The organism is Chitinophaga sp. OAE865 (genome assembly GCF_040546735.1).
GTDB classification, from domain to species: domain Bacteria; phylum Bacteroidota; class Bacteroidia; order Chitinophagales; family Chitinophagaceae; genus Chitinophaga; species Chitinophaga polysaccharea_A.
Map to the genome: position 1 here is coordinate 4,884,454 of NZ_JBEPOF010000001.1, position 13,042 is coordinate 4,897,495.

Sequence of the window (13,042 nt, forward strand, 5' to 3'; positions counted from 1 at the left end):
ATATGAAACAGCTTTTTGTTTTTATCAGGAAAGAATTTTTCCATGTATTCCGCGACAGGCGGACCTTACTGATCATGTTCGGACTACCGGTGGTGCAGATCGTGCTGTTTGGTTTTGCGCTCACCAGCGAGGTAAAGAATATAACACTTACAGTAATTGATAATTCGCGGGATGTGAACACGCAGGAGCTGATCCGTAAAATAAAATCATCGTCCTATTTCGTCGTTAATGAAAGCTCTATCGACTACAACGATATAGAAGACGCCTTTAAAAAAGGAAAGGCCAAATGCGCGCTGATCTTCCCGGCCGGCTTTGGCAACGATCTGCAACATGGAGGTACGGCGCAGCTGCAGATCATTGCAGACGGCTCCGATCCCAATACAGCCAAAACCGTGGTCAATTACATCACTGCCATCACCACGGCTTACCAGCAGGAGATCAGCCCGGCCCAGCAGCTGCCCTATACCATCATCCCTGAAACACGGATGCTGTACAATGAAGAAGGCAATGGCTCCCTGAACTTCATCCCCGGTGTAATGGCACTGGTGCTCATGATCGTGTGCACGGCACTTACCTCGGTATCGGTAGTACGGGAAAAAGAACTGGGCACCATGGAAATATTACTGGTATCTCCGTTTAAACCGCTGATGGTACTGGTGGCTAAAGCCATTCCTTACCTGATTTTATCGCTGGCTAATTTTATCCTGATCCTGGTGCTGGCAGTGTTTGTACTGGATGTGGGCATCAAAGGCAGCATCTTGCTTCTGTTTATGGAAAGTATGTTATTCATCATTACCTGTTTATCGTTCGGGCTGATGATCTCCAATACCACCAACTCCCAGCAAACCGCACTGCTGCTGTCGATGATGGGCATGATGATCCCTACTATGATCTTTACCGGTTTTATGTTTCCCATAGAGAATATGCCGCTGGTGTTCCGGATCATCTCCGATATTATTCCTTCCCGCTGGTATTTCCTGATCATAAAATCGGTAATGCTGAAAGGACTTGGATTTGAATATGTATGGAAAGAAACGCTAGTACTGCTGGGTATGACCGTCGTGCTGCTTTTCATTGCACTTAAGAATTTTAAAACACGCTTATCATGAGAGTGCTGCGTTACCTGCTTAAAAAAGAGTTCAGGCAGATCTTCCGGGATAAAATCATCCTGGCCATGATGTTTGCCATGCCTACCATACAGCTGATCATTTTTCCGCTGGCTATGAACTTTGATGTGAAGAGCGTGAACATCGCGGTGGTAGACAATGATCATAGCTCTTATTCACAGCAGCTGGTGGCAAAGATAGGCGCCTCCGGTTATTTCAAAATAGTGGCGGCAGCGCCTTCCTTCCAGAGCGCCATCAGGTATATTGAAACAGAAAAGGCCGATGTGCTGCTGGAGATCCCTCCCAACTTTGAAAGCCATCTTATCAGGGAAGGGCAACAGCGTATAGGCGTATCCGTGGATGCCATCAATGGTACCAAGGCAGCCATTGGCGGCAACTATCTTCTCATGGTGATCGCAGACTTTAATAAAGACATCCCGGTGAACATAGGCAGGAACATGGCTGCGCCGGCGGGTATGATAGATATTGCCTATTCCAACTGGTTTAATCCTTTGGCGGAATACCGGTTTTATGTGGTGCCGGCTATACTGGTGCTGCTGCTTACACTGATCGGCGGGTCGATGTCGGCTTTAAATATTGTACGAGAAAAAGAAGTGGGCACCATTGAACAGATCAATGTAACCCCTATCCAAAAGTGGCAGTTCATACTTGGTAAGCTGATCCCGTTCTGGGTGGTGGGCATGATTGTGTTTACAATTGGGCTGCTGGTAGCCTGGGTCGTATACGGCATATGGCCGGTAGGAAGCTTCGTAACACTATATGTATTTGCCGCCGTATATATGGTAGCACTACTGGGCTTTGGGCTGCTGATATCTACCTATACCAGCAACCAGTTACAAGCCATGTTTGTGGCGTTCTTTTTTGTGATGATCTTTATGCTGATGAGCGGGCTGTTCACTTCGGTAGACAGCATGCCGCCCTGGGCAAAACTGATCGCCAATTTAACGCCGGTCACCCATTTTATCCGGGTGATCAGGATGATCGTACTAACAGGCAGCGGTTTTACAGATGTGTACATGGAGCTGCTGTACCTGGGCTTATTTGCCATAGTGCTGAACAGCTGGGCTATAGTTAATTACAGGAAAACAAGCTGAGAAAGCTCAACTATAACTACCTGGACGATTGTTTTTCGTTCATCCCCGCAATCTGCTTTTTTGTAAACGCAATAACGGCTTCCAGGTATTTTTGAACGGTATGCAGTTCCGGTACCGTGAACCCGTCGTACAATTTTTCCACGTCGGCCATCATGTCTTTAAACGCCGGGCCTATCCGCTGAAATGCCTCTTCCCTGTTTAAAACAACCACTACTTTCCTTCTGTCAACCGGGTCCCTTTCCCGCCTCACCAGGTTCTCCCTTTCCAGCCGGTCGATCATCCCGGTCACTGACCCGGTAGACAAACCGCTTAATTCCGAAAGCCTTCCGGCAGTCATTGATCCGTGTTTCAGCAACAGGTCTATGTATTTGTGATCAGTTGCCGCCAGCCCCGCAGCTTGCGCAATGGATTGATGCATCACCACTGTTAAGGTGGAAAACTCCTTGGTCAGTTCCTGTATCTGGTCCACTTTGGCGTTTCGCCCGATATTTTTTTTACTCACGATATAAAAATATTTATCTTTGTCACAGAGATACTTTGTTAGGCAGATAAATTACTCGATTACAAAGATAACAAAAGTACCAGGTATAAAACCGTAAATAGGAACAAAATGGCTATGGACAACACATACAGGGCAAGTATATGGTTATTTTTTGCTACTGCACTTTATTTTGTAATGAATGGCGCCCAGCTTTGGGAAACCGCTCTCATGGTGCCGGCATGGACTGCTGCTCCGCCGGAATCGCTTTTCTTTTTCAAAGGCCCGCATGGACTCGACTTTAAGTACTTCTGGATGATCGTACATTCCGTCCATGACCTGGTACTAATTCTGGCTATCGCCTTTAACTGGCGCCTTCGGAAGAGGAGAAACATCATGCTCATGCTCTTTGCGGTGCATATTGCCATGCGCGTATGGACACTGACTTACTTCGCTCCCACCCTCATGAGTTTTATGGCCCTGGATGTACAGCCGGGAACAGATGTTGCTTTACTGGAAAAAGCCACTACCTGGAAGCTGCTCAACTACCTGCGTGTAGCCATTTATGTGATGGTCAACTTCGGCTATACCGTGCTTCTGATACGCGCTGTAAAACCCAGAGAGGAATAAAACCAGATATCCGAAAATATTACAAACAGTATTACATGAAAGGGAAAAAGGTATTGATTGCCGGAGCAGGAATTGCAGGGCCGGCATTGGCGATAGCGCTCATTAAACAGGGAGTCGGAGTCAGCATCATTGAAAGCCGCCAAAAGAGCCAGATAGAAGAAGGCTTGTTTATCGGTATATCACCGAATGGATTGAATATCCTCCGTGGACTGACCGATATCTCCAGACTGTATGACGATTATTGCCCCGGAACCTTACATTTCCTGAATGCACGCGGCAAATGCATCGCCAGCCTTGATACGGCCTCCCAAAAGGAACAATACGGAATAGAAAGCATCCAGGTCAGAAGATCGGCCATAACCCGTCTTTTACACGACAAGCTAGCATCCCTGGGCTGTACAGTCGAATACGATTGCCGGCTGGAATCTATCGATGATTCCGGGGGAAAGATAACTGTCCGTACATCCAGGGGGGTATCAGATGATTTTGACATCCTGATCGGCGCAGACGGCATCCACTCAAGATGCAGGAGTATTGTATTCCCACACAGTCCCGGGCCCGTTTTTACAGAACTTTTGTCCACTGGCGCCATTGTGAACATGCCGGACTGGCAGGATACAAGTGGGGCTATCAACATGACCTTCGGGGAGCGCGCGTTCTTTGCTTATGCCACCTCCAACAAGGGAGAAGTGTGGTGGTTCAATAACTTTTACCGGAAAAAGGAACCGGACCGCAGAAAGATTGATCCTGTCCTGCAACAGGAAATCAAAACGAAACTGTTGAAACTCCACCGGGAAGATCACCATAAAATAACGGAGATCATTAACGCCACCCGGGATCTTTTTGCCTACCCTATCTATGATATGCCCCAGCTGGAAAAATGGTATACTAAAAATATATGCCTGATCGGCGACGCCGCACACGCCATATCTCCGCATACCGGCCAGGGCGCATCGCTTGCTCTGGAAGACAGTGCCATACTCGCGAAATGCCTGACAAAATATGGGGAACCGGAAAAGGCGTTTCAGGTCTTTCAGGCGTTGCGGCAGAAAAGGGTGGAAAAAGTAGTGGCACAGGCCAGAAAAATCGGGAAATCCAAATCAAAAGCCAACCCGGTCGCCACCTTCTTCCGGGACATTTTCCTGAAACACTTTATCAGCCTGGAAAAGAAAAAAATGGATTGGGTATACTCTTATAAAGTTGATGAGGTAAATTTCAAGGATCCTTTAACCATGACTTGATCAATCCTCTTTAAATCCTGCATATTTCCTGTAGTCAGTAAATCCGCACGCAATCCGGCAGCGGATTGCGCTTTTCAGGAAACTTCCAACAGCCGCCCCAATCATATTATACTTTTATTCAGTATATATCTCCTTAACATATTACTATCCGCGCACAACTATCTAAAATATGCGGGTTTCCAAGTGAAATATCGAAAAATTACAAAGTACTGACTATCAGCTCAATACATTGTAAAACAAGCCCAAATGCCCGTCGCCACTGCTATTATAGGGTCTTTTAAGCCGTATCCTTAGAAAAAATATTGAAATAAAATAGATTTTATGAATAAATTTGAACAATCAAGTAGCTACTTTTAAAATTTTTAAAAAATGAGCAATAAACCCGCTACCTTATTTGACAAAGTATGGGATTCACATGTTGTGAGGAAAATTGAAGATGGCCCGGATGTATTTTTTATCGACCGCCACTTTATTCATGAAGTAACCAGCCCTGTGGCTTTTCTTGGAATGGAGAACAGGGGTTTAAAGGTAATGTTTCCTGAAAAGACCTTTGCCACAGCCGATCACAATACGCCAACCATCAACCAGCATTTGCCGGTGCAGGACCCGCTTTCCGCCAACCAGCTGAAAGCACTGGAAACGAATTCCAACAAATATGGTATCTCCCACTGGGGATTGGGTAACCCGAAAAATGGTATTGTGCACGTGGTAGGCCCGGAAAACGGCATCACCCTGCCGGGTATGACCATCGTGTGCGGCGACTCCCACACCTCTACCCATGGCGCTTTCGGAGCCATTGCATTTGGTATCGGTACCTCTGAGGTAGAAATGGTGCTCTCCTCCCAGTGCATTATGCAGCCCAAACCTAAGAAAATGCGCATCAACGTAACAGGTAAACTGGGTAAAGGCATTACACCAAAAGATGTAACGCTGTATATTATTTCTAAGCTTACAGCCGCCGGCGCTACCGGGTACTTTGTAGAGTATGCGGGCGATGTGTTTGAAAACATGAGCATGGAAGGCCGTATGACCGTTTGTAATATGAGCATCGAGATGGGCGCCCGCGGCGGTATTATTGCCCCGGACGAAACCACCTACAATTATATTAATGGCCGTGAGAAAGCGCCTAAAGGAGAAGCATGGGATAAAGCCCTGGCTTACTGGAAAACGCTGCGGACAGACGAAGGCGCTGTATTTGATAAGGAATACACCTTTGATGCGGCAGACATTGAGCCGATGATCACTTATGGTACCAACCCCGGTATGGGCATGGGTATCACCAAACATATCCCTTCTGCCCTGGCGGGCGACAGCAAAACCAGCTACGAAAAATCATTGCAGTACATGGGCTTCCATGAAGAAGAAGCTATGCTCGGTAAAAAAGTGGATTATGTATTCATTGGCAGCTGTACCAACGGCCGTATTGAAGATTTCCGCGCATTTGCCTCTATTGTAAAAGGAAGAAAGAAAGCAGATCACGTAACCGCCTGGATCGTTCCCGGTTCGCACATTGTAGAACAACAGATTAAAGATGAAGGCATCCTCGATATCCTGACTGAAGCAGGTTTCCAGCTGCGTCAGCCCGGATGTTCTGCCTGCCTGGCTATGAACGATGATAAGGTGCCCGCCGGTAAATACGCTGTGAGCACCAGTAACAGGAACTTTGAAGGCAGACAGGGACCCGGTTCCAGGACCATGCTGGCAAGCCCGCTGGTAGCCGCTGCAGCAGCAGTAACCGGTGTAGTGACCGACCCGAGAGAACTGATTGCCTAATCATCCCCTTCTTACAATATTTATAAACGATCAACAAAAAATGGCTTACGATAAATTCACGATATTAAGGAGTACAGCAGTACCCATGCCCATTGAAAATGTGGACACCGACCAGATCATTCCCGCCCGCTTCCTGAAAGCAACCGAGCGCAAAGGCTTTGGCGACAACCTGTTCCGCGACTGGCGCTACGAATCAGACGGCACACCAAAAAAAGATTTCGTTTTAAACAACCCGATCTACTCCGGTAAAATACTGGTAGCAGGCAAAAACTTCGGCAGCGGCAGCAGCCGCGAGCACGCCGCCTGGGCCATCTACGACTACGGGTTCCGTTGTGTGGTGTCCAGCTTCTTTGCCGACATCTTCAAAAACAACTCTTTAAATATCGGTATCTTACCCGTACAGGTAAGCCCTGAGTTCCTCGATAAAATATTCACCGCTATAGAATCCGATCCTAAAGCAGAATTGGAAGTGAACCTGGAAGCACAAACCATCACCATTCCCGCTACCGGTGAAAGCGAGTCTTTTGACATCAACAGCTATAAAAAGCATAACCTGATGAATGGCTATGATGATATCGATTACCTGCAGGCTATGAAAGACGAAATAAAAGCGTTCGCCGACAAGAGCCTCTACTAAAATATTCCATAAGTATTATGCCAGTGACCCAGCGCCACGTTGAAATAATGGACACCACACTCCGTGACGGTGAACAAACCAGCGGAGTATCCTTTTCGCCCTCAGAGAAACTAACCATCGCACAACTTTTACTGACGGAAGTAAAAGTGGACAGGATTGAAATTGCCTCCGCCCGGGTTTCCGAAGGCGAGTTTGCTGCGGTAAAGGCAATTACCAAATGGGCCAAAACCAACGGCTTATTAAATAAAGTGGAAGTGCTCACCTTCGTGGATGGTGATGTATCTGTGGAATGGATGCTGAAAGCCGGCGCCAGGGTAATGAACCTGCTCACCAAAGGCTCGCTGAATCATTTAACACACCAGTTAAAGAAAAAGCCCGCTGAACATTTTGCGGAAGTAGCCGCCGTGATAGCACTGGCAAGGAAAAAAGGACTGGAATGCAATGTATACCTGGAAGACTGGAGCAATGGAATGCGCCATTCGAGGGACTATGTATTCCAGTATCTCGACTTCCTCCAAACGGTGCCCGTAAAGCGCATTATGCTGCCGGATACCCTGGGCGTGCTTACACCCGATGAAGTAAGGGAATTTGTTACAGAGATCGTGCAGCGCTACCCGGAAAGCCACTTCGATTTCCACGCGCACAACGATTACGACCTCGGTACCGCCAATGTACTGGAGGGCGTTAAGGCCGGCGCACACGGCATTCATCTTACCATCAACGGGATGGGCGAAAGAGCCGGTAACGCCTCCCTCGCCAGCGCTATTGCAGTGATGAACGATTTCCTGCCGGAAGTAAAAACATCTGTGGCGGAAACATCACTGTATACCGTAAGCAAGCTGGTGGAAACATTCTCCGGCTTCCGCATCCCGGTAAACAAACCTATTGTAGGGGAAAACGTATTTACACAAACAGCTGGCATCCATGCGGACGGCGACAAGAAAAACAAACTTTATTTCAGCGACCTGATGCCGGAACGCTTTGGCCGCACCCGTAAATACGCACTGGGCAAAACCAGCGGTAAAGCCAATATAGAAAACAACCTGCAACAGCTGGGCATCAAACTGTCGGACCCCGATCTGAAAAAGGTAACCCAGCGCATCATTGAACTGGGCGACCGAAAAGAGGTGCTTACACAGGCAGACCTGCCTTATATTATTTCCGATGTGCTGGACAGCAACCGCATCGAGGAAAAGGTGACCATAGAAAATTATGTGCTCACCCACTCCAAAAACCTGAACCCCTCCGTTACCCTGAAGATCTCAGTTAACGGGGAAGTATACGAGGAACACTCGCAGGGCGACGGCCAGTACGATGCATTCATGAATGCACTAAAGAAAGTATATAAGAAGCTCAAAAAGGAACTGCCCCCGCTGACCGACTATGCCGTGCGCATTCCTCCCGGCGGTAAAAGCGATGCACTCTGCGAAACCATCATCACCTGGCGCCTGAATAACAAGGAATTCAAGACCAGGGGGTTGGACAGCGACCAAACCGTATCCGCGATCAAGGCTACCCAAAAAATGCTGAACCTAATCTAAACTATCAATAACAACTGAATGGCTACCAAACATATTTTAATTGTTCCGGGAGATGGAATCGGACAGGAAGTAACTGCAGTAGGAAAAAAGGTATTAGACAAGATCGCTGCAAAATTCGGACATACCTTTACATACGATGAAGCGCTGATAGGCCATGTAGCCATTGAAGCTACCGGTAACCCCTTACCGGACGAATCGCTGGAAAAGATGCGCAAATCCGACGCAGTGCTGTTTGGCGCTGTAGGACATCCTAAATACGATAACGACCCATCCGCCAAGGTAAGACCTGAACAGGGCCTGCTGAAAATGCGCAAGGAACTGGGACTATATGCCAACCTCCGCCCTATCAAATTATTTGATGAGCTGCTGGGCGCTTCCAGCATCAAGCCTGAAATACTGAAAGGCGCCGATATCCTGTTTTTCCGGGAACTGACCGGCGACATTTACTTCGGTGAAAAAGGCAGGAAAAACAATGGCGATACCGCCTACGATATTGCGGAATACAGTCGCTACGAAGTAGAGCGCATTGCGCGCAAAGCTTTTGAAGCCGCCCGTACCCGCAGGAAAAAGCTCTGCTCTGTAGACAAAGCCAACGTCATTGAAACCTCCCGCCTCTGGCGCGAAGTAGTACAGAAGGTAGCGACAGACTATCCGGATGTGGAAGTGGAACACCAGTTCGTAGACGCCACCGCCATGCTGCTGATCAAGGATCCGCGCCGCTTCGATGTAGTGGTTACCGCCAATCTCTTTGGCGACATCCTCACAGATGAAGCTTCACAGATAGCCGGTTCCATGGGTATGCTGGCCTCCGCCTCAATTGGCGACGGTACCGGCGTGTACGAGCCCATTCATGGTTCCGCACACGATATTACCGGCAAAGGTGTAGCCAACCCGCTGGCCTCCGTGCTGTCGGCCGCCCTGCTGCTGGATATTTCCTTTGGCATGAAAGCCGAGTCTGAAGCAGTGATCAGCGCTGTAGACGGGGTACTGAAAGCCGGTTTCCGCACCGGTGATATCGCCGACAAACAAACCCCGGCCGATAAGATCCTGGGTACCCATGCGATGGGAGAAGAAGTGCTGAAATTAATCTAGGCAATACTGACAACATATAAAACAAAAGCCTCCCCCCGTGGGGAGGCTTTGTTGCTTTATATCCAAGGCCAGTACCAGCTACGGGTAAGATATACTATCTGCCCACACAGGCAATATATATATAAGCCATATCTTAAAGATACAAGGCAACAATGGCGAAACTATGGCGTATATACGGAGGATATATGGGCCAACCTGGGAGTATCCATACTGTAGCCCGATGTAACATGACGGAATCTCCCCTATAAATGTCAGGATTGCACCACAACGGTATCAGCTTTACGGGCTATGTTTGTATCGTACTTAAAAACATATCATTATGAGAAAAATAGTTTCCTTCATGCACGTATCCCTGGATGGTTTTGTAGCCGGACCTGCCGGGGAAATGGACTGGATCAGTGTGAATGATGAAATATTTGATTTTGCCGCACAACGTACCAACGAGTCAGACACCGCCCTATACGGAAGGGTTACTTATGAATTGATGGAAAGCTATTGGCCTACCGCCGCCGATAAGCCCAAGGCCTCCAAACACGACATTGAGCATTCCACCTGGTATAATCAGGTAGACAAGATCGTTTTGTCCAACACCCTCAAAGGACTGCAAAAAGATAAGACCACGGTGCTCAGCGATGATTTCCATGGGAAGATAAGCGCATTGAAACAATTGCCCGGCAAAGAGATCATCATTTTCGGCAGTCCCCGCGCTACACAGTCGCTGATGCAGCACCAGCTGGTAGATGAATTCTGGCTGTTTATAAACCCGGTATTAATAGGCGAAGGCATACCTTTATTCAAAGGTATCCGGGAGCGGGTTAACTTAAAGCTGGTGGCCTCCACGGCGTTTGCATCCAGCGGTGTGGTGTGTATGCACTACGAAAAAAAATAACTTCTTTTAAACAAACGGCTGATAGTTGCTATCAGCCGTTTGTTCTTAGTATCATTACCTGAGACCAAGTTTGTCCAGCACATAAAAAACCACCCTGTCGCAGCGGATAAGATGGAACGGGAACACCAGGTCGTTCTTATAGTAATCAGAGATCTTCCCGCGCAGCATGAGCCGGGCCCTGATATATCTTACCTTTACGTTTACCGTGGAGATGTTCAACGCAGCTGCTGTAGCGGCCACATTCAACCCCTCTATCTCCCTCATTACAAACACCAGCCGGTATTTTTCCGGTACCTGCAGCAAGGCAAGCTCCAGTGCCCTTCCCAATTCCTTGTTGATGACTTTCGATACCGGCGATTCTTTTATGCCCGCGGCATTTGAAGGGTGATGATCATCCAGTACGGAGATATCTTCACTTGGCAGCCTGTTCCTTTTCTTCAGCAGCTGGCTGCACTCATTGACCAGTATCCTGGTAAGCCAGGTACCAAAGGAGGATTCCTGCCTGAACTTATCAAGATTAACATAGGCATTGATATAGGTGGTCTGCATGGCGTCTTCCGCATCCATATCGTTGTCCAGCATTGTCATCCCGATCCTGAACAGGCGGGCGTTGTGACGGCGCATCAGCTGTTCATACAGTTGGGGTTCTCCGGCCAGCACTCTCTTGATAAGATCATTGTCTATTTCAGTGTCTGTTTGTTGCAGTGTAGTCATTATGATTTCATTAGGATGGTTATTCTGGAAGGAAGTTACAAAAACTTCTAAGTTTTTGTAACCATCCGGAATTTTTATACTCTAATAAGTAGAGGGTCCGTCAACTTCCCTCATTTTTAACTAACCCAATTCTGTGAAGCATGGCGACACAACCCAATAATGTTTTTCATCTTCCAGGCATAAAAATGCCGGAACTGACCCATCAGAAGATCCAGGAGCTGAAGGCAACCGCCAAGGGAAAGCTCATTACCGGTACGGCTATTACGGCATTCCCGGCGTTGGTAAAATCAATGGAAGCTGCGTTACAGGATCAGCTGGCGCAATATGATCGCATCAGACAAAACAACGGGGACAGCGCCCAGCGGAAAATGCTGGTGCTGGAAATGCTGGACGATCACCTGTATCTTGAATTTGCCTATCATATCATGTTTATTAAATGGCGGGAACAACAGATCAGTAAAGCCTCCTGACACCCGCGGCCCGGCAGATGCTGCTTATTTCATTAAAACTATACATTTGCAAACAAACAAATGGTATGGAGAATTACAGCATCGTCATTTTTATACTGGCTATCATGATCATCCTGTCTGCCATGGCAGACAAAATAAAGCTACCTTACCCGGTGCTGCTGATCTCTGCGGGAATAGGTATCGGATTTATTCCCGCCCTGCCAAATATCACGTTGAACCCGGATATTGTGTTCCTGATATTTCTTCCGCCCCTGCTGTACGATGCTGCGTTTAATATCTCCCCACAGGAATTCAGAACCAATTTCAATACCATTGGCACGCTGGCTATTGGTTTGGTGTTTATGACAGCGGCCGCCATTGCGGTGATCGCGCATTACCTCATTCCCGGTATGAGCTGGCCACTGGCTTTTGTGCTGGGCGCTATCCTGTCGGCCACCGATGCCGTGGCAGCCATGAGCATTACCAAAGGACTGGGGCTTTCCCATAAAACTGCAACCATACTCGAAGGCGAAAGCCTCATCAACGACGCTTCCGCACTGGTAACCTATCACTTTGCCATTGCAGCGGCCATGGGTACGGCCTTTGTGTTCTGGAAAGCTTCCCTGGAATTTGTGGTGCTGATGGCAGGCGGCGTACTGGCCGGTATGGTGATGAGCAGGATCCTGGCAGTGATCCTGAAAGTGGTGCATAAGAACGACCTGGTAACGATCAGCTTTATGCTGCTGATGCCTTTTGTTACTTACCTGATGGCAGAAGAGCTGCATGTTTCCGGCGTGATTGCCGTAGTGATGCTGGGACTGCTGATTTCCAGGTTCAGCGGAAAAGTGTTCCCTGAAAAATTAAAACAGCAGTCGAGGAATATATGGGATATCATCATCTTCCTGTTAAACGGTCTTATATTCATTCTTATCGGGCTGCAATTTCCCTATGTCATCAAAAGCATCCCCAGTGAGCAGATCTGGCCTTATATCGGTTACGGGTTTATTATTACGGTAGCAGCACTGCTGCTGCGCATGGGCAGGGTATTTCTTCAACAGATCAACCTGGACCAGGCTTTCAAAAAAGGGAAGGGACGAATTACTGAAAATGCCCTGCTCGATTTTAAGAACAGCCTGATCATCAGCTGGTCGGGCATGCGGGGCATAGTATCCCTGGCTATCGCCATTAACCTGCCGCTCACGCTGAAAGACAATGCCCCTTTCCCTGAGCGGAATGCCATCCTGTTTATTTCTGTGGTGGTGGTACTGATCACCCTGATCGGCCAGGGCATTTCTTTACCCTGGATAGTAAAAGCGCTAAAGCTTTCGCCGGCGGATAAGAAAACACAGCATTGATATCCTGCTGCGTTTTTTTTCC

The 13,042-nt window shown here is 47.9% G+C and carries 13 protein-coding genes; 11 read left to right on the forward strand and 2 right to left on the reverse strand.

Annotated features, from left to right (window positions below; translation table 11 throughout):
* Positions 1-2: 2 nt before the first annotated feature.
* Positions 3-1,109 carry an ABC transporter permease gene (locus tag ABIE50_RS19830; protein ID WP_209857959.1) on the forward strand — a complete coding sequence of 369 codons (1,107 nt, stop codon included), beginning with the start codon at positions 3-5 and terminating at the stop codon, positions 1,107-1,109.
* Positions 1,106-2,221: an ABC transporter permease gene (locus tag ABIE50_RS19835; protein ID WP_209857960.1), complete on the forward strand. Its 1,116-nt coding sequence runs from the start codon at positions 1,106-1,108 to the stop codon at positions 2,219-2,221. The genes ABIE50_RS19830 and ABIE50_RS19835 overlap by 4 nt, the downstream gene beginning before the upstream one ends.
* 16 nt (positions 2,222-2,237) lie before the next feature.
* Here the strand turns inward: ABIE50_RS19835 and ABIE50_RS19840 are convergent, their stop codons facing one another.
* Positions 2,238-2,723: a MarR family winged helix-turn-helix transcriptional regulator gene (locus tag ABIE50_RS19840; protein ID WP_209857961.1), complete on the reverse strand. Its 486-nt coding sequence runs from the start codon at positions 2,721-2,723 to the stop codon at positions 2,238-2,240.
* Between the two features lie 114 nt (positions 2,724-2,837).
* Between ABIE50_RS19840 and ABIE50_RS19845 the strand changes: the two genes are divergently transcribed.
* From ABIE50_RS19845 to ABIE50_RS19875, 7 genes are all read left to right on the forward strand, one after another.
* Positions 2,838-3,329, forward strand: a complete 492-nt coding sequence (locus ABIE50_RS19845) for a transposase (RefSeq protein WP_209857962.1) — start codon at positions 2,838-2,840, stop codon at positions 3,327-3,329.
* A 35-nt stretch (positions 3,330-3,364) separates the two neighbouring features.
* On the forward strand, positions 3,365-4,570 hold the full coding sequence (locus ABIE50_RS19850; protein WP_209857963.1) for an FAD-dependent oxidoreductase: 1,206 nt from the start codon (positions 3,365-3,367) through the stop codon (positions 4,568-4,570).
* Between the two features lie 369 nt (positions 4,571-4,939).
* Entirely contained in the window at positions 4,940-6,343 is a 1,404-nt protein-coding gene (gene leuC / locus ABIE50_RS19855) for a 3-isopropylmalate dehydratase large subunit (protein ID WP_209857964.1), read from the forward strand.
* Positions 6,344-6,383: 40 nt separating this feature from the next.
* Positions 6,384-6,980 carry a 3-isopropylmalate dehydratase small subunit gene (leuD, locus tag ABIE50_RS19860; protein ID WP_142687262.1) on the forward strand — a complete coding sequence of 199 codons (597 nt, stop codon included), beginning with the start codon at positions 6,384-6,386 and terminating at the stop codon, positions 6,978-6,980.
* Positions 6,981-6,997: 17 nt separating this feature from the next.
* A complete protein-coding gene (locus ABIE50_RS19865; protein WP_209857965.1) occupies positions 6,998-8,521 on the forward strand; it encodes a hydroxymethylglutaryl-CoA lyase-like TIM-barrel protein in 1,524 nt (507 codons plus the stop codon).
* Positions 8,522-8,539: 18 nt separating this feature from the next.
* Positions 8,540-9,613, forward strand: coding sequence for a 3-isopropylmalate dehydrogenase (leuB, locus tag ABIE50_RS19870; RefSeq protein WP_209857966.1), 1,074 nt, complete (start codon positions 8,540-8,542; stop codon positions 9,611-9,613).
* Between the two features lie 319 nt (positions 9,614-9,932).
* Complete coding sequence (locus ABIE50_RS19875) at positions 9,933-10,502, forward strand: dihydrofolate reductase family protein (protein WP_209857967.1); 570 nt, start codon at positions 9,933-9,935, stop codon at positions 10,500-10,502.
* Between the two features lie 54 nt (positions 10,503-10,556).
* On the opposite strand, the gene ABIE50_RS19880 is transcribed toward ABIE50_RS19875, so the two are convergent.
* Positions 10,557-11,216, reverse strand: coding sequence for a sigma-70 family RNA polymerase sigma factor (locus ABIE50_RS19880; RefSeq protein WP_209857968.1), 660 nt, complete (start codon positions 11,214-11,216; stop codon positions 10,557-10,559).
* A 140-nt stretch (positions 11,217-11,356) separates the two neighbouring features.
* Between ABIE50_RS19880 and ABIE50_RS19885 the strand changes: the two genes are divergently transcribed.
* Complete coding sequence (locus ABIE50_RS19885; protein WP_209857969.1) at positions 11,357-11,686, forward strand: hypothetical protein; 330 nt, start codon at positions 11,357-11,359, stop codon at positions 11,684-11,686.
* A gap of 65 nt (positions 11,687-11,751) precedes the next feature.
* Positions 11,752-13,020, forward strand: coding sequence for a Na+/H+ antiporter (locus ABIE50_RS19890; RefSeq protein WP_209857970.1), 1,269 nt, complete (start codon positions 11,752-11,754; stop codon positions 13,018-13,020).
* The last annotated feature ends 22 nt before the right edge of the window (positions 13,021-13,042 follow it).